General features: G+C 76.0%; 13 protein-coding genes and 1 pseudogene. 8 read left to right on the forward strand and 6 right to left on the reverse strand.

Going from position 1 to position 16,419, the window contains the following annotated elements:
- Positions 1 to 329 precede the first annotated feature (329 nt).
- A complete protein-coding gene (locus U5M74_RS03070) occupies positions 330 to 1,751 on the forward strand; it encodes a DNA polymerase IV (RefSeq protein WP_410906050.1) in 1,422 nt (473 codons plus the stop codon).
- A 37-nt stretch (positions 1,752 to 1,788) separates the two neighbouring features.
- Here the strand turns inward: U5M74_RS03070 and U5M74_RS03075 are convergent, their stop codons facing one another.
- Positions 1,789 to 2,577 carry a hypothetical protein gene (locus U5M74_RS03075; RefSeq protein WP_410906052.1) on the reverse strand — a complete coding sequence of 263 codons (789 nt, stop codon included), beginning with the start codon at positions 2,575 to 2,577 and terminating at the stop codon, positions 1,789 to 1,791.
- Between the two features lie 276 nt (positions 2,578 to 2,853).
- Between U5M74_RS03075 and U5M74_RS03080 the strand changes: the two genes are divergently transcribed.
- Complete coding sequence (locus U5M74_RS03080; RefSeq protein ID WP_410906054.1) at positions 2,854 to 4,824, forward strand: right-handed parallel beta-helix repeat-containing protein; 1,971 nt, start codon at positions 2,854 to 2,856, stop codon at positions 4,822 to 4,824.
- Between the two features lie 86 nt (positions 4,825 to 4,910).
- Positions 4,911 to 5,846, forward strand: a complete 936-nt coding sequence (locus tag U5M74_RS03085; protein WP_410906056.1) for an SMP-30/gluconolactonase/LRE family protein — start codon at positions 4,911 to 4,913, stop codon at positions 5,844 to 5,846.
- Between the two features lie 13 nt (positions 5,847 to 5,859).
- On the opposite strand, the gene U5M74_RS03090 is transcribed toward U5M74_RS03085, so the two are convergent.
- Positions 5,860 to 6,021: a hypothetical protein gene (locus tag U5M74_RS03090; protein WP_410906057.1), complete on the reverse strand. Its 162-nt coding sequence runs from the start codon at positions 6,019 to 6,021 to the stop codon at positions 5,860 to 5,862.
- A 59-nt stretch (positions 6,022 to 6,080) separates the two neighbouring features.
- On the opposite strand from U5M74_RS03090, the gene U5M74_RS03095 reads away from it, so the two are divergent.
- Together U5M74_RS03095 and U5M74_RS03100 are read left to right on the forward strand one after the other, a co-directional pair.
- On the forward strand, positions 6,081 to 6,764 hold the full coding sequence (locus tag U5M74_RS03095; RefSeq protein ID WP_410906059.1) for a hypothetical protein: 684 nt from the start codon (positions 6,081 to 6,083) through the stop codon (positions 6,762 to 6,764).
- 51 nt (positions 6,765 to 6,815) lie between these two features.
- Positions 6,816 to 6,983, forward strand: a pseudogene (locus U5M74_RS03100) (alpha/beta fold hydrolase); the annotation flags it as partial.
- Between the two features lie 213 nt (positions 6,984 to 7,196).
- On the opposite strand, the gene U5M74_RS03105 reads toward U5M74_RS03100, so the two are convergent.
- Both U5M74_RS03105 and U5M74_RS03110 read right to left on the reverse strand, forming a co-directional pair.
- Positions 7,197 to 7,820, reverse strand: a complete 624-nt coding sequence (locus U5M74_RS03105; protein WP_410906061.1) for a GNAT family N-acetyltransferase — start codon at positions 7,818 to 7,820, stop codon at positions 7,197 to 7,199.
- A 35-nt stretch (positions 7,821 to 7,855) separates the two neighbouring features.
- Positions 7,856 to 9,625 carry an ABC transporter ATP-binding protein gene (locus tag U5M74_RS03110; RefSeq protein ID WP_410906063.1) on the reverse strand — a complete coding sequence of 590 codons (1,770 nt, stop codon included), beginning with the start codon at positions 9,623 to 9,625 and terminating at the stop codon, positions 7,856 to 7,858.
- A 261-nt stretch (positions 9,626 to 9,886) separates the two neighbouring features.
- Here U5M74_RS03110 and U5M74_RS03115 point away from each other — a divergent pair, with 261 nt between their 5' ends.
- On the forward strand, positions 9,887 to 10,708 hold the full coding sequence (locus U5M74_RS03115) for a hypothetical protein (RefSeq protein ID WP_410906065.1): 822 nt from the start codon (positions 9,887 to 9,889) through the stop codon (positions 10,706 to 10,708).
- 14 nt (positions 10,709 to 10,722) lie between these two features.
- On the opposite strand, the gene U5M74_RS03120 is transcribed toward U5M74_RS03115, so the two are convergent.
- Positions 10,723 to 11,259 (reverse strand): metallophosphoesterase family protein, encoded by a 537-nt coding sequence (locus U5M74_RS03120; protein WP_410906067.1) that lies wholly within the window; start codon positions 11,257 to 11,259, stop codon positions 10,723 to 10,725.
- 66 nt (positions 11,260 to 11,325) lie between these two features.
- Between U5M74_RS03120 and U5M74_RS03125 the strand changes: the two genes are divergently transcribed.
- Together U5M74_RS03125 and U5M74_RS03130 are read left to right on the forward strand one after the other, a co-directional pair.
- Positions 11,326 to 12,015: a TMEM175 family protein gene (locus tag U5M74_RS03125; RefSeq protein WP_410906069.1), complete on the forward strand. Its 690-nt coding sequence runs from the start codon at positions 11,326 to 11,328 to the stop codon at positions 12,013 to 12,015.
- A 9-nt stretch (positions 12,016 to 12,024) separates the two neighbouring features.
- Positions 12,025 to 13,260 carry an alpha/beta hydrolase family protein gene (locus U5M74_RS03130; RefSeq protein WP_410906071.1) on the forward strand — a complete coding sequence of 412 codons (1,236 nt, stop codon included), beginning with the start codon at positions 12,025 to 12,027 and terminating at the stop codon, positions 13,258 to 13,260.
- On the opposite strand, the gene U5M74_RS03135 is transcribed toward U5M74_RS03130, so the two are convergent.
- Entirely contained in the window at positions 13,245 to 16,400 is a 3,156-nt protein-coding gene (locus U5M74_RS03135; protein ID WP_410906072.1) for a bifunctional [glutamine synthetase] adenylyltransferase/[glutamine synthetase]-adenylyl-L-tyrosine phosphorylase, read from the reverse strand. The genes U5M74_RS03130 and U5M74_RS03135 overlap by 16 nt on opposite strands.
- Positions 16,401 to 16,419 lie beyond the last annotated feature (19 nt).

Raw genomic sequence — 16,419 nt, forward strand, 5'->3', positions numbered from 1 at the left:
AGCCACGCACATCAGACGCAGATCGGGGTGACCCGACCTCATCCACCGGTGCCCTGGCCTGCGGCGATGCTCGAGGAGGAGCGATGGATCGCGGTCTACTACGACATCTGACGCCTAGGGTTTTTCGGCCCTGACGACAGCGCTGAAACGGCGGCTGACCTGCACAAACATCTTTCGGGGTTGGGCAGCGTCAGTCGCCGTTTCGCGTCCTCGTGCGCGAGGAAGCCCGGCTCACGGCCCCCGGGGCACCGGCTCCGGACCACGGCGCCATCGAGCTGGAGGCCGAGGTCGTGGCTGCTCGACGCGCCGCATCCGGCACAGTGGACCCCGTGAGTCAGGAGCTGCGACCGGGGGTGCTGCGCGCGCAGCCGAGCATCGCCCACCTGGACGCGGACGCGTTCTTCGCCTCGGTCGAGCAGCACCAGAAGCCCTCGCTGAAGGGCAGGCCCGTGCTGGTCGGTGGCAGCGGACCCCGCGGCGTGGTGGCAGCCGCCTCCTACGAGGCTCGCGCGTTCGGGGTGCGCTCGGCCATGTCGATGGCCCTCGCGCGGCGCAGGTGCCCCCAGGCCACCGTGCTGACGCCGAGGTTCGCGGCGTACAGCGCGTACTCGGCAGCCGTCATGGCGGCCCTGCGGGAGCAGACCGAGCTCGTCGAACCCCTGAGCATCGACGAGGCCTTCGCCGACCTGGGACACCTGTCCCCCGGTCCAGACGGGTGGACCCGGGTTGCCGCGGACCTGCGCGCGCGGGCCGTCGAGCTGTCCGGCGTCCCGGTCTCGGTCGGGATGGGCCGCTCCAAGCTGGTCGCCAAGCTCGCCTCGGCAGCCGCCAAGCCGGCCGGCGTCCGGGTTGTCGCGCCCGACGGCGAGGACAGCTTCCTCCTGCCGTTGCCGGTGCGCTCGCTGTGGGGCGTCGGACCGGTCTCGGCCGAGCGGCTGGAGCGCATCGGGGTGCGCACCGTCGAGGACCTGCGCGCCCAGCCGCTGGACACGCTCGTGGCCATGGTCGGGGACGCGGCCGGCACGAACCTGTACCGGGTGGCACGCGGCTGGGACGACCGGCCGGTGACGGTGCAGCGCGAGCGCAAGTCCGCCGGCGCCGAGCACACCTTCGACTCCGACCTGTACGGCCGGGCCCAGGTGGCCGCGTACATCCCGGCCGTCACCGCGCAGGCGATGGCTCGCCTGTCACGGCGTGCGGCTGCGGCCCGCACCGTCACGGTCAAGGTACGCTTCGCCGACTTCACGACCGTGTCGAGGTCGGTGACGCTGGCCTCCCCCTCTTCGGAGAGCCGGGTCCTGACCGACGCCGCACGCCGAGCCCTGGACCTGGTCGAGACCGACGCGCCGGTGCGGCTGCTGGGAGTCTCCTTCCACGGGCTGTCGGAGCACGCCCAGCTCGCCCTGGACATCCGGCTGCACGACGAGCCGGACGCCCCGCAGGCGTCGCTGATGTCGGAGGAGCCGGGCGTCGTCGAGCCGGGCGTCGACGAACCGGACGTCGACGCGCCGGCCGCGCCTGCGCGCGCCCGGCGCACGCACGGCTCGCTGCGCGAGCAGGACTGTGCCCCGGGCGTCGACCTCGAGCATCCCCGTCACGGGCGCGGCTGGCTGGTGCGGGTGCGGGACGACGGTCGCGTCGCCGTGCGGTTCGAGACGGCGGCCACGGGCCCGGGACGCCAGCTCAACGTCGAGATGGACGACGTGCAGCTGGTGGCGCCGCTAGGGCCCGACGGCGCTCCTGCGGCCTGAGCGCGGCTGCCGCACGGCCGACCCGTCGGCGCGCGGGTCACCGGCCGGCGAGGAGGTCCGCGAGCCTGCTCGCCGGCTCGTGGAACGCGGCGCTGTTCGGGTCGGCCACCCAGATCTCCCCGTCCCACGCGCGGAACGCCAGCCCCGCCCAGAACTCGTCGAGCTCCCGGTCGTCGCTGTCGTCGCCCGACTTCCCGACGGACGCGAGCACGCACGCGGCGCCGTCCGAGACGTCCGCGAGCACCTGCGAGACCAGCGCCGTCTCCAGACCCGGCGCGACCTCGTCCAGGGACGATGCCGAGGCGACGGTCGTCAGCAGGACGGCCGTGCCGGCGTCAGCCTCCAGACCGAGGTGCGCATCCGGCAGCCACAGGTCGCCCCGCTGCTCGAACGCGGCGAACAGCCGGGCGTGCGCCTCGTCGATCGTGCCCAGGACGTCGTGCAGGTCGGCGCCCGCGAGCCGGAACGGGTTGAGCACGGATCCCTCGAGGAACGCCAGCGTCACGGCGACGCCGTGGTGTCCTTCCCCAGGGCTGATGCCGAGCGCGCACTCGGCCAGCAGCGGGCTGATGTCGCTCAGCAGCGACTCGACCTCGTCGGGGGTGACGTGCCGGTAGGAGTGCTGCGACGTCCACGCGTGCCGGGCGGCGACCTCCGGCGGGACGTCGACGGGGGTCTTGAGCTCGGCGCGGAAGCGGCGCAGGCCCGCACCGCTCTCGTCGTGCCCGGCCAGGGCGCGGTAGGTGTGGGTGCGCACGGTCGACCGGCGCAGCGCGTCGAGGATCGCTGCCGAGCTCGTGGTCGGCGTGGTCGGCGTGGTCGCCATCGTCCCCCCTGTCGATGCTGATCGGCTCGCGGCCCAGTCTCGGCAGACGGGCCGACCTCCGCACATCGAAGCCCGCGGCGGCGGGGGTGCCGCGCGTCGCGCGACCCGTCGAGGGAAGGCCGAGCACGTCCGGACACCGGAGATCCCGCGCGCCGGCGTCCCGGCCACGTACGATCACCGCGCGGCGGCACGGTCGGCGCCGCCGTCACGACGACCGACCTGTCGGACCAGCCGCACCCGCGTTCCCCGCACGGCCCTACGCCCAAGGAGCGGAGCATGACGATCCTGCACGTGGCCCTCACGGGCTCCGACACCAGTCCCGGCACCGAGGACGCCCCGCTGCGGACGGTGAACGCGGCGGCCGCGCGGGCGACGCCCGGCGACACCGTGCGCGTCCACGAGGGCACCTACCGCGAGTGGGTGCGCCCGGTGCGCGGCGGCCTGAGCGACACGCGCCGCATCACCTTCGAGGCGGCCCCGGGCGAGCACGTGAAGATCACGGGGGCGGAGGTGGTCACCGGCTGGACCCGGCTCGACGGGACGGACGCGTGGCGCACCGAGGTGCCGAACACCGTGTTCGGCGACTTCAACCCGTTCGCCGAGGAGCTGTGGGGCGACTGGCTCGTCCCGGACCCCGACGGCAACCGGCCCACCCGCGGCGACGTCTACCTCGACGGCCGCTCCCTGACCCAGGTCTTCTGCGTCGACGCCGTCACCGCGCCCGTGCGACGCACCGAGGTGCGCGACGGCTGGGCCAAGACCCTCCAGGCCGTCGAGGACCCGGAGTGGACGCAGGCGGTCTGGTACGCCGAGGTCGGCGACGAGGCCACGACCATCTGGGCGAGCTTCCTCGGCGCGGACCCTGACGCCGCGCTGACGGAGATCAACGTCCGCCCGGCGGTGTTCTACCCCGAGCAGCACCACCTCGACTGGATCACCGTGCGCGGCTTCGAGCTGGCGCAGGCCGCGACCCCGTGGACCCCGCCGACGGCCGACCAGCCGGGCCTCGTGGGGCCGAACTGGGCCAAGGGCTGGATCATCGAGGACAACGACATCCACGACGCGAAGTGCTCCGCCGTCTCCCTCGGCAAGGAGATCTCGACGGGCCACAACTACGCTGCCGTGCGCGGCGACAAGCCGGGCTACCAGTACCAGCTCGAGTCCGTCTTCACCGCGCTGGAGCAGGGCTGGACCCGCGAGCGCGTGGGCTCGCACGTGGTGCGCCGCAACCACGTCCACGACTGCGGCCAGAACGGCGTGGTGGGCCACCTCGGCGCGGCGTTCTCGACGATCGAGGACAACCACATCCACCACATCGGCACGAAGCGCGAGTTCTACGGCTACGAGATCGGCGGGATCAAGCTGCACGCCGCGATCGACGTGCAGATCATCGGCAACCGCATCGACCACTGCACGCTCGGCACGTGGCTCGACTGGCAGACCCAGGGCACCCGCGTCAGCCGCAACGTCTACCACGCCAACACGCGCGACCTCTTCGTCGAGGTGTCGCACGGCCCGTACCTGGTCGACCACAACGTGCTGGCCTCGCCCGTCGCCGTCGAGAACTTCTCGCAGGGCGGCGCCTACGTCAACAACCTGGTCGGCGGCGTCGTGCGCGTCGGGCAGGTGCTCGACCGCGCCACGCCGTACCACCGTCCGCACTCGACGACGGTGGCAGGCTTCGCCAACGTCCTCGGCGGCGACGACCGCTGGATCGGCAACCTGTTCACCGGCGCCGACGTCGAGGGGGCGCTGCTGCCCGGCACGATCTGGCTGGACCGGGCCCCGGCGACGTCGGGCACGTCCGGCTACGACGCCTACCCCGCCGGCTGGGAGGGCTACCTCGCGGCCGTGAACGCCGGCCAGGGCGACCACGAGCGGTTCGGCACCAAGCGGCAGGGCGTCCACATCCGCGACAACGCCTACGCGAACGGCACGCGGCCGTACGCCGCCGAGGCCGGTGCCCGCACCGTGGGCGACGAGGTCCGCCTCGACGTCGTCGAGGACGGCGACGCGCTGTACCTCGACGCGGTGGTGCCCGCGGCGCTGCTCCAGGTCGTCGGCGTGGTCACGACGGCGGACCTGCCGCCCGTGCGCTTCGCCGACGCCGACTTCGAGGAGCCGGACGGCAGCCCGGTGGTCCTGGACCGCGACCTGCTGGGCGCCCCGAAGGGGGCCGGGACGCTCCACCCGGCCGGGCCGCTGGCCGGCCTCGTCGAGGGCAAGTCACGCATCCGGCTCCGTTGAGCCATGGCCTCGCCCGGCTTTCGAGATCGCCCCTCCCCTGGTGGGATCGGCATCGTCAGGGACACCTACCCGAGGGAGCAGACGACGTGACGACGGCGGTGCAGGTCGCGAACCCGCAGGTCCACGAGCTGGCCGAGGGGCCCGTGTGGGACCCGGTGCGGGAGCGGCTGCTGTGGGTGGACATCCGGCGCGGGCTCGTGTTCTCGGGCGAGCTCCGGGACGACGGCACCGTCGACGTCGTCGACGAGGTGGCCTTCGGGGGCACCGTCGGGGCGGTGGCCGTCTCCGCAGAGGGCGACTGGGTCGTCGCGGGCGGCGAGCAGCTGCTGCTGCGCGACCCCGCCGGGGTGGTGCGCCCCGGACCGCGGATCCTGCCGCCGGGGTCCGGACGGCGGCTGAACGACGGCAAGCCGGACCCGGCCGGCCGGTTCCTCGTGGGGTCGCTGCACCTCGAGGACGACGACCCCACCGAGGAGCTGCTCGCCGTGCTGGACGCCGACGGGACGGTGCGGGTGCTCGACGACGACCTCACGCTGTCCAACGGCCTCGCCTGGACGGCCGACGGCACGCGCATGTACAGCATCGACACCCTGCGACGGACGGTCTACGTGCGCGACTACGGCGCGCGCACCGGGGCGGTCGGGCCGCGGACCACCTTTCTCACCGTCGACGACGGCCACCCCGACGGGATGTGCCTCGACGCCGAGGAGCACCTGTGGATCGCGATGTACGGCCTCGGGCAGGTCCGCCGCTACTCGCCCGCCGGAGAGCTCGTGGCGACCATCGAGGTCCCGGCGCAGAACGTCTCCTGCGTGGCCTTCGCCGGCCCCCGCCTGGACACGCTGGTGATCACGACCGCGACCCAGGACCTCACCCCGGACCAGCTCGCCGAGCTCCCGGACTCCGGCCGGCTGTTCACCGCCACGCCCGGCGTCCGCGGGCTCCCGCTGCCCCTGTGGTCCGGACCGTCGCGCTTCCGCTCCTCCGCAGCCCCGGACGCCGCGAGCGCCCCGCGCGGCTGAGCCCGGCCGCCCGTCAGTCGTCGTCCTCGCCCTCGCCCCCGTCCTCCTCCTGCTCCATCGACGGGCTGTCGCCGTCGTCGTCGCCGCCGGGGCAGCCGGCGAGCAGGAACGCGGACGCGGCCAGCGCGACCCCGGTGGTCGTGACGCGCGCGCGGCGGATGCCTCGGATGGTCATGGTCGCCTCCTGAGGGACGCTGAGGGTCCCTCCCACCGTACGACCGCTACGGTGTCGCCGTGCGGTGCGCGGGCGGGCGGTCCTGGCAGCTGTCGGTCGGCGACGACACGTCGCTCACGGCGGCGCTCGTCGTCCGGGACGCGGCCGGCATCGTCGTGCCGCACGACGGCGGCCGCGCGCCCGCCGACGTCCCGCCGCCGCTGCTCGACCCGCCGCCGCGCGACGACGCCCTCTCCACCGACGAGCGGGCCGCGGCCGGCGCGGACTGGCTGGCCTGGTACCGGGCGCTGCTGGGGCTGACGGTGCGCGACCACCACGACCCGCCGCCGCCGGGCGTCGGCAGGGCCTGGCAGCGCTGGGCGCAGGCACGGTCCGCCGCCCACGACGCCGTCGGGGCGGCGCCGGACTTCGCCGGGCTGGCGACCGCCCCGCTGCTGCGGCGCGCCGCCGTGGCGGCCTTCCGCGGCCCGGCTCGCGCGGACCGTGGCATCGCCGCGTCGCTGCCCGTGGACAGGACCACGTGGGCCGGCCAGCGGGCGATCGCCGACGAGATCGTCGCCCGCCGCCACGCCGACCCCGGCGAGCTGCACGGCGCCGTCGTGCTGCTGCCGGTGGCCGGCGTGTGGTGGCACCTCGCGGCGCCCGGAGTCGTCCTGGCCTCGGGCGCCGCCTACCGCGACGACGACCTCGGGCCGCGGCTGGTGCGGACGGCGCTCGAGTCCTCGCTCCCGTCCGGGATGTGACGGCCGCGGGCCTCCTCGCGGGGCCGCACGCCGGCGTGCCCGGGGCGCAGCGACAAGCCGCACCGCGGCTACACCGACGAGCGGCTCGCCGGGAACCTCGAGGCTCTCCTGACCGGGCTCGACCTGCGCGACGTCACGCTGGTCGGGTTCTCGACGGGCGGCGGCGAGGTCGCCCGCTACGTCACCGACCACGGCACCGACCGGCTCCGGTCGGTCGCGCTGTGCCTGCAGTCCGACAAGGACGCCGCGCTGGCGTGCACGGCGCTGTTCGGCCACACCGACCTCCGCGACGACCTCGCGCGGATCGCGGAGCTAGGCCTGCCCGCGCTCGTGCGGCGCTGCCCGACTTCCTCGCGGACTGACGCGCGCGGCGGCGCCTGGGTGGGCGTGGGTTGCTCAGCGGGCGCGGGTCGCTCAGCGGGCGCGGGCCCCTCAGCGCGCCGGCGTCGCCCCGGCGCCGTCGAGCCGGGCCCGCAGGCCCGCTTCGACCCGCGGCCACTCCTCGCGCAGCACCGAGTACACCGCGGTGTCCCGCCACGACCCGTCGGCCCGCCGCTGCACGTGCCGCAGCACCCCCTCGGGGTGGGCGCCGAGGCGCTCGATCGCGGCGCGGGAGCGCGTGTTGAGCACGTCGGCCTGCAGCCGCACGCGCTCGAACCCGTGGGCGAACGCCGCCGACAGCAGCAGGTGCTTGGCGTCGGCGTTGACCCCGCTGCCCCACACCCGCGGCGCGTACGCGGTCCAGCCGATGTGCGTCGCCTCGTGGCGCAGGTCGAAGTCGCCGAGCGTGGTGGTGCCGACGACGGCGTCGCCGGCGGCGCGCAGGCAGACGGCGTAGACGTTGCCGGTGCCCCACGGCAGGTACCCCCGCGCGAACTCGGCCCACGCGGCGTGGTCGCCGCGGTGCGCGGCCGGGCCGCCGCCCCACCCGCCGGCGAACACCTCGGGGTGGCCGACGGCGTCGAACAGCGCCGGCAGGTCGGCCTCCGTCAGGGCGCGCAGGCGCACCAGGACGCCGTCGAGCGGGGCGGCGGGATCGGGTCGGGTCGCGGGCACGCGGTCATCCTGCCAGCCCACCGGGCCGAGACCGGTCAGCCCAGGCCCGACTGCGTCAGGTGCAGGCGGGCGTAGCGCCCGCCGGCCTCGAGCAGCTCGTCGTGCCGGCCCTGCTCGACGACGCGGCCGTGCTCCAGCACGACGATCCGGTCCGCGCCGCGGATCGTGGACAGCCGGTGGGCGACCACCAGGGTGGTCCGCCCCCTCATCAGCCGCCCGAGGGCGTCCTTCACGAGCTCCTCCGACTCCGGGTCCAGCGCGCTGGTGGCCTCGTCGAGCAGCAGGATGCGCGGGTCGCGCACCAGGGCGCGCGCGATCGCCAGCCGCTGCCGCTGGCCGCCCGACAGGCGTGCCCCGCGCTCGCCGACGACCGTGTCCCAGCCCTGCGGCTGGTCCTGGACGAAGTCCCACGCGTTGGCGTCGCGCAGCGCCTGGGCCACCCGCTCGTCGCTGGCGTGCCGCAGGCCGTAGGCGACGTTCTCCCGGATGGTGCCCTCGAACAGCACCGACTCCTGCGGGACGACCGAGACGAACCGTCGGACCGTGCGCAGGTCGAGCTGCTGCATGTCGGTGCCGTCGAGCAGGATGCGCCCGCCGGTGGGCCGCAGGAAGCCCAGGACGAGGTTGAGCATCGTCGACTTGCCGGACCCCGACGAGCCGACGAACGCCGTCGTGGTCCCGGCGCGGACGTCCAGGTCGATGCGGTGCAGCGCGTCGGCGTCGGCGCCGTCGTACCGGTAGCTGGCCGCCTCCAGGCGGATCGCCCCGGTCACGGCGCCGACCGGGCGGCGGCCCGCGTTCTGCTCGAGGTCCGGCTCCTGCAGCACCTCGGCGATCGAGCGGACCGACTCCAGGCCCTTGGCGCCCACGGGGATGAGCATCAGCAGCTGGGTCAGGCCCTGGGTCAGCAGCGTGAAGTAGGTGGACAGCAGCACCACCTCGCCGGGCGTGATCGGCAGCAGGCCGGTGAGCGAGAAGACCGCGGCGAGCACCAGGCAGCCCACCCCGAGCAGCTGCATCGTGACCCAGGAGATCGACGCGACGTGCCCGTTGAGCATGTCGAGGTGCAGCCCCGCGCGCCGCACGCCGTCGGCACCGCTGGCCACCCGGGTCACGGCGGTCTGCTCCAGGCCGTGGGCGCGCGTGACCGGGATCAGCGACGCCATCTCCCCCACCCGCGCGGCGAGGGCCTCCATCTCCCGGCGGAACTCCTCGTTGCGCGCGCGCGAGCGCCGGCGCATGCCCGCGCGCAGCCCGATGGCGACCGGCACGGCGAACGCGTACACGGGCAGGAACTGCGGCACCGCCGCCGCGGTCATGGCCACCGCCCCGACCAGCACCATGGTGGCGGACAGCAGCGGGTGGGTGACCTGCTGCAGCATCACCTCGACGTTCTCGACGTCGCGCACCACCTTGGTCTGCACGATCGAGGAGCTCACGCGCGAGTGGTAGCCGATCGACAGCGACTGCAGCCGCGCGGCGAGCGCGTTGCGCAGGTCGGCGCCGGTGTCCCGCACCACCGTCATGAAGCAGCGCGTGTACAGCAGGTGGTTCGGGTAGTTCTGCGCGAGCAGCACCGTCGCGAGCCCGAGCCAGCCGAGCACCGCGGACACCTCGCCGTCGTCGGCGACGATGTCGATGATCGCGGCGGTGATCACCGGCAGGAACCACAGCGGGACCTCCTTGAGCGCGAAGGCGGCCACCGCGATCGTCATCCGCCACGGTCGCCGGCCGAGCAGGCGCAGCACCGACCAGGCCGGGCGGGCGCCGTCGACCAGCCCCTCGGAAAGCGCTTGCTCTCGCATGGTCGTCAGCGTACCGGTCGCGGCGGCCGCGCGCCGGGATCCCGAGGGCCCGGGTGTGCGGCCCGGGCCGCGGCGTCCCCCCGGCGCCCGCCCCGCCGGGCGCCGCCTCGACCCGCCGCCGCGGCGGGCCCACCATGGACGCAGGGACGACGCGCGGACGGTTCCCGACGCGGGCTCGTCGAGGGGCCCGCGAGGGCCACGACAAAGGCCACGACGAGGGGCACGAGGGACGGCTTGGGACGGCTTGGGACGGCGAGGATCATGGCCTGGTACACCCAGCACGTGGTCGACGCCGGCCGCGCGCCCACCCTGGTCGCGCTGCTGGCGTTCGTGGTGACGTTCGTCGTCGTGCGCGGCATCACCCGGCGGATCCGCTCGCGGTCGCAGGAGGACGCGGAGCGCGGCCCGGACCCCGCCGGCGGGGCGGCCCCGCGCCGACGCCGGCTGGTCGGCGACGTCACCATCGGCGGCGTCCACGTCCACCACCAGGTGTGGGGCATCCTCCTGGTGCTGACGACCGGCCTGCTGCTGCTGCGCTACGCCCCCGGGCCGCCGGCGTCCTGGCTGCTCGGTCTCTTCTTCGGCGTCGGCGCGGCGCTGGCGCTCGACGAGTTCGCGCTGTGGCTGTACGTGGACGACGTCTACTGGAGCCCCCAGGGCGAGAAGTCGGTCGAGGCGGTGCTCGTCGGCGCCGCCGTCGGCGCGGCGCTGCTGGTCGCCACCTCCCCCGTCGGCGAGACGCCCGACGAGGTCGAGGGCGGCCTGCGGGCCTACGCGGCCTCCGTCGTCGTCCACCTGGTGTGCGCGGTCGTGTGCTTCCTCAAGGGCAAGGTGGCCACGGGGATGGTGGGCATCGTCGTGCCCGTCGTGGCGGCGGTGGGCGCGGTGCGGCTCGCCAAGCCGTCGTCGTGGTGGGCGCGACGGCGGTACGCCGCCCGGCCGCGCCGGCGCGCCCGGGCCCAGGAGCGGTTCGGCGCGCGCTACCACGCCCGCCAGCAGCGGGTGCGGGCGTTCCTCGGCGGGGCGCCCAGCGCACCGGCCGAGGCGACCGGCCGCCCGACCGGCCCTGACCTACCGACCTGACCTACCGACCTGACCTACCGTCCTGACGCCCGCCCCTGGGGCTCCACCCGGCGCGGCACCGGGACGAGCTCCACGTCGTGGAGCCGGTCCCCGGTCACCGTCGCCGTCAGGTACGTCCCGACGGGCTGGCGCCGCCGGTCGGTGGGCGAGCCAGGGTTGAGCAGCCGCATCCCGGCGGGGCTCACCGTGTCCCACGGGATGTGGCTGTGGCCGAAGACGAGCACGTCGGTGTCCGGGAACGCACGGTCGGCGCGGGCCTCCCGCCCCTGCTTCGGCCCCGTCTCGTGCACGACGGCGAGCCGCACGTCCTCGACGGTGACCCGCGCCACCTCGCCGAGCCGGGCGTGCAGCCGCGGGCCGTCGTTGTTGCCGGCGACGCCGACGAGGCGCGCGGCCCGGGCGGCCAGCGCGTCGAGCAGCTCGACGGTCACCCAGTCCCCCGCGTGGACCACCACGTCCGCGGCGTCGACGGCGCGCCACACCTGCTCGGGCAGGGCGCGGGCGCGGGCGGGCACGTGCGTGTCGCTGAGCAGCAGCAGGCGGGTGGGCACGCCGTCACGATAGGCGCCCGCACCGCGGGCCTCGCCCCCGGGCGCGCCCGCCCCTACCGTGGACCCATGGCCGGGACCGAGCCCACCCGCCGGCGCGGGAGCACGCACGGGCTGGACCGTGTCCTGGCGTTCGCCGACGCCGTCGCGGCGATCGCCATCACGCTGGTCGTGCTCCCGCTCGTCGACCAGGCGATGCGCGCGGACTCCGCGCAGGCGTTCTTCGCCGACGGCTGGAGCGACCTGATCTCGGCGGGCATCAGCTTCGCGGTGATCGGCGCGTTCTGGCACGAGCACCACTGGCTCTTCGCGCCGGCCACGGGCTACAGCTCGCGCATCCTCCAGCTCGAGCTGCTGTGGCTGGCCACGATCGTCGCGCTACCCGTCGCCACCGTGCTCGACGTCGTGGTGGCGGACGACGCCGACCGGCTCGCCCTCGGCGTCTACATCGGCACGATGCTCCTCGGGTCGTTGTGCCTGGACGCCGAGGAGACGGCGCTGCGTCGCGGCGGCTTCCTGCCGACCGTGGCACGCGGGGCAGCCGTGGAGAGATGGTCGGTGTCAGGCCTGTTCGGGCTCGCGCTGGTGCTGGCGCTGCTCTTCCCGGGCGGCGGCGCGGCGTGGCTGCTCGTGCTGCTGCTCCAGCGCCCGATCGCGGCAGCGGCGCGCCGGCGCCGCGCCCGGGACCGCGCCCGGGACCGCGCCCGGGACCGCGCCCGGGACCGCCAGGCCGTGCAGGAGGACCGCACGACGACGTGAGGAGCCCTGATGTCCCACCACGACCCGTTCACCGCCGGATTCTCCGGGGACGACGACCACGACTTCGAGATCCGCACCGTCCTGGGCCACGCCTACAGCGGCGCGGCGGACGTCGGCGAGGTCCTGGCCGCGGTCGCCGGCGTCCGCGACGGTGACCCCGACGCCTGGTTCGCCGCGTGGGACGGGCTCGGCGACCGTGTCGCCGCGCTCGCCGAGGCCTCGGCCGCGGCCGGCCAGCACGCGAGCGCCGCCTCCGCCTGGCTGCGCGCGTCGGGCTACTACGGCGTCGCGGTCAACGCCGTGGCCGCCCTGCCGGCGGACGACCCGCTCCTGCCGACGTTCCGCAAGCATCGCGCCGCGTGGGACCGCTGGGTCGACACCGGTGGCCTGGCGGTCGAACGCCTCGCGATCCCGTGCGCCGGCGCGTCGCTGCCCGGCTATCTCTTCCGCGCGCCCGGCGCCGACGGCGAGGCCCGCCCCACGCTGGTCGCCGTGAACGGCTCGGACGGGTCGTTGACGTCGCTGTGGTCCGCGGCCGTGCACGGCGCGCTGCGGCGGGGGTACCACGCGCTGGTCTTCGACGGGCCGGGCCAGCAGTCGATGCTGTTCGAGCACGGCGTGCCGTTCCGGCCCGACTTCGAGGCGGTGCTGACGCCGGTCCTGGACGCCGTGACCGCCCGCGACGACGTCGACCCCGACCGCGTCGTCGTCTACGGCATCAGCCAGGCCGGGTACTGGGTCACGCGCGCGCTGGCGTTCGAGCACCGGCCCGCGGCGGCGGTCGTCGACCCCGGGGTGGTGGACGTGTCGGCCTCGTGGACCGCGCGGATCCCGCACCAGCTGCTCAAGCACCTCGACGCGGGCGACGACCACGCGTTCGACCGGGACATGGCGCTCGGCATGCGCCTGTCCCCGACCGCCGCCCGCACCTGGCGCTTCCGGGCCCGCCCGTACGGCAGCGACGGCTACGCCGCCACGGTGCGCGCCGTGCGCGAGTACGACGCGCGCGACGTCGCGCCGCGCATCACCACGCCGCTGCTGATCACCGACCCCGAGGACGAGCAGTTCTGGCCCGGCCAGCCCGAGCAGCTCGCGTCGCTCGCGCCGGACGTCGCCACGGTCGTGCGGTTCTCGGCCGCCGAGGGCGCCAACTACCACTGCCAGCCGCTGGCCCGCGCGCTCACCGAGCAGCGGATGTTCGACTGGCTCGCGGGCCTGCCCGGGCTCGGTCAACCCGCGTCGTAGAACACGCGGTCCACCACGGCCCGGGCGCGGCGGGCGGTGCGCAGGTAGGTCTCCTCGAGGTCCGCCCCGCCGCCCACGTCGCCCAGCAGCCGGGCGATGCCGGCCAGCGCCTGCCGGTCGTGCGGCAGCACGTCGGCCTGCGCGCCCGTCGAGCGCCCGGACCACAGCACCACCGCCGAGCGCAGCCGCGAGGCGAGGACCCAGGCCTCGCGCAGGTGCACCGCGTCGAGCGGGGCCACGAGCCCGGCCGCCTCGGCGGCGTCGAGCGCCGCGACCGTCCCGGTGGTGCGCAGCCCGGGCACCGCGTGGGCGTGCTGCAGCTGCAGCAGCTGCACGGTCCACTCGACGTCGGACACCCCGCCGGGCCCCAGCTTGAGGTGCCGGGCGGGCTCGACGCCGCGCGGCAGCCGCTCGGCCTCCACGCGCGCCTTGATCCGGCGCACCTCGCGCACGTCGCCGGCGGGCAGCCCGCCGGCGGGGTAGCGCCGCGGGCCGGCCAGGTCGGTGAACCGCTCGCCCAGCCCGTCCGCGCCCGGCGACGTCGCCACGGGTCGGGCCCGCAGCAGCGCCTGCGCCTCCCAGACGCTCGACCAGCGCTCGTAGTACTCCGCGTAGGAGGCCAGCGTGCGCACCAGCGGGCCCTGCCGGCCCTCGGGCCGCAGGTCGGCGTCGACCGGCAGCGACGGCTCCGGCCCGACGGCGCCGAGCAGCTCGCGCAGCCGCGTGGCCACCGTCAGGGCGAACCGGTGCGCGAGCTGGCCGTCCGCGCCGGGGACCGGCTCGTGCGCGAACATCACGTCGGCGTCGGACCCGTAGCCCATCTCCCGCCCGCCGAGGCGGCCCATCGCCACCACCAGCATGCGTGTCGGGCTCGCCGCCGGGTCCTGCGACAGGCCGAGCTCGACGCGGGCCACGTGCTCGGCCACCCGCAGCCCGCCGTGCAGCACGACGTCGGCCGCGTCGCTCACCGCGGCGGCCGCACCCACGGGGTCCAGCCGGCGCAGCAGCTCGGCGGCGCCGGTGCGGGCCAGCTCCCGGCGCCGCAGCGCCCGCAGCAGCACGGCCGCCGCCGCCGGGTCGTCGGCCCGGGTGAGGATCGCGTCGGCCTCGGCGTCGAGCCGCTCGGCGCCGCGCGGCTCGAGGCCGGCCGGGTCGGCGAGCCACTGCACCGACTCCGGCGAGCGGGCCAGCGCGTCCGCCAGGTAGCGCGACGAGGCCAGCACGTGGGCGAGGTTCTGCGCCGCTGACCCGGAGTCGCGCAGCAGCTTGAGGTACCAGTGGGTGCTGCCGAGCTCCTCGGACAGCCGCCGGAACGCGAGCAGCCCGGCGTCGGGGTCGGCGCCCTCGGCGAACCACCCGAGCAGCACCGGCAGCAGCTGCCGCTGCAGCGCCGCGCGGCGCGAGGTGCCCTCGGTCAGCGCCGTGACGTGCCGCATCGCCCCGTCCGGGTCGCGGTAGCCGATGGCGGCGAACCGGTGCCGCGCGGCCTCCGGCGCGAGCGCCACCTCGTCCTCGGACAGCTGGGCCGTGGCCGGCAGCAGCGGTCGGTAGAAGACCTCCTCGTGCAGCGAGCGCACCTCGCGGCGGGTGGCCCGCCACCGCTCGGTGAGCCCCTCGGCGCCCTCGGCCCGCAGGCCGAGCGACCGGGCCAGCCGCCGCAGGTCCTCCTCGCCGGTGGGCAGCAGGTGCGTGCGCCGCAGCCGGTAGAGCTGCACGCGGTGCTCCAGCGCCCGCAGGAACCGGTAGCACACGGCCATGCGGCCGGCGTGGTCGCGGCCCACGAAGCCCGCGGCGGCGAGCGCCGCCAGGGCGCGCAGCGTGTTGGGCGAGCGGATCCCCGGGTCCATCCGGCCGTGCACGAGCTGCAGGAGCTGCACGGTGAACTCGACGTCGCGCAGGCCGCCGCGGCCGAGCTTGATCTGCCGGTCCGCCTCGGCGGGCGGCACGTGCTCCTCGACCCGCCGGCGCATCGCCTGGGCGTCCTCGACGAAGTTCTCGCGCGACACCGCCTTCCACACCAGCGGGTCGACGGCCTCGCGGTAGGCCCGGCCCAGGTCCGCGTCGCCCGCCACCGGGCGGGCCTTGAGCAGGGCCTGGAACTCCCAGGTCTCGGCCCAGCGGTCGTAGTACGCGAGGTGGCTGGACAGGGAGCGCACCAGCGGCCCCTGCTTGCCCTCGGGCCGCAGCGCGGCGTCGACCTGCCACAGCGCCGGCTCGGCGGACGCGCCGGCGCAGACCTTCTGCAGCGTCGAGGCCAGCCGCGCGCCCACGGCCATGGCGTGCGGCTCGTCGACCGGCTGCCCGTCCGGTCCCACGCCCGGCTCGGCGACGTAGACGACGTCGACGTCCGAGACGTAGTTGAGCTCGCGCCCGCCGGTCTTGCCCATGCCGATGACGGCGAGGCGCACCTGCGCGTGGTCCGGGTGCTGGGCGCGCGCGACGGCGAGGGCCGCCTCGAGCGCGGCGGCGGCCAGGTCGGCGAGGGCGGCCGCGACGGCGGGCAGCAGGCCGAGCGGCTCGGCGGTGGTGAGGTCGGTGGCCGCGATGCGCAGCAGGCGGGAGCGGTAGGCCCGGCGCAGCGCGTCCGTCGCGCTGCGGGCCCCGGCGTCCGGCCACCCGTCCGGCTCCGCGCCCGCGACCGGCGCGGCGTCGTCGGGGTCCGCCCCCACGGCCGTCAGCAGCTCGGCGCGCACCTGGCGGGGGTCGACGTCGACGCCCGCGTCGCCGTCGCCGAGGACGTCGAGCAGCTCCGGGCGGCGCACCAGCTCGTCGCCGAGGGCGGACGACGCCCCGAGCACCGCCAGGAGGCGGGCCCGCGGCGCGCCGTCCCGCTCCAGCACGCCCGCGAGCGTGCCGGCGGCCCGGGTGCTCGCTAGGCGCACCAGCTGCAGGAGCGCCATGTCGGGGTCCGCCGTGCCGCCGAGCGCGGCCAGCAGGTCGTCCGCGGCGGACGTCTCCTCGTCGCGGCCCGGGCCCGTGGGCAGGACCGCCTCCAGGGCGGGGTCGGCCCACAGCTGCGCCGAGCGCGTCAGGTCGGCGAAGCCGGCTCGCAGGAGCCTTCGGGTGACGGTCTCGCGCCGCCCCGCGGCGCGGGGCGGGGGCGGCAGGTCCCCGGCTCCCGACGTCGTCGTGGTACCCACGGCCCGACCCTACGCCCGC

The sequence above is a fragment of the Puerhibacterium sp. TATVAM-FAB25 genome (assembly GCF_046535855.1).
Classification (GTDB): domain Bacteria; phylum Actinomycetota; class Actinomycetes; order Actinomycetales; family Cellulomonadaceae; genus Puerhibacterium; species Puerhibacterium variabilis_A.

Bases quoted from the DNA above. Each gene is read 5' to 3' on its own strand.
- U5M74_RS03075 (WP_410906052.1), bottom strand. From the start codon at position 2,577: ATGGCGACCACGCCGACCACGCCGACCACGAGCTCGGCAGCGATCCTC.
- U5M74_RS03080 (WP_410906054.1), top strand. From the start codon at position 2,854: ATGACGATCCTGCACGTGGCCCTCACGGGCTCCGACACCAGTCCCGGC.
- U5M74_RS03090 (WP_410906057.1), bottom strand. From the start codon at position 6,021: ATGACCATCCGAGGCATCCGCCGCGCGCGCGTCACGACCACCGGGGTC.
- U5M74_RS03110 (WP_410906063.1), bottom strand. From the start codon at position 9,625: ATGCGAGAGCAAGCGCTTTCCGAGGGGCTGGTCGACGGCGCCCGCCCG.
- U5M74_RS03115 (WP_410906065.1), top strand. From the start codon at position 9,887: ATGGCCTGGTACACCCAGCACGTGGTCGACGCCGGCCGCGCGCCCACC.
- U5M74_RS03125 (WP_410906069.1), top strand. From the start codon at position 11,326: ATGGCCGGGACCGAGCCCACCCGCCGGCGCGGGAGCACGCACGGGCTG.
- U5M74_RS03130 (WP_410906071.1), top strand. From the start codon at position 12,025: ATGTCCCACCACGACCCGTTCACCGCCGGATTCTCCGGGGACGACGAC.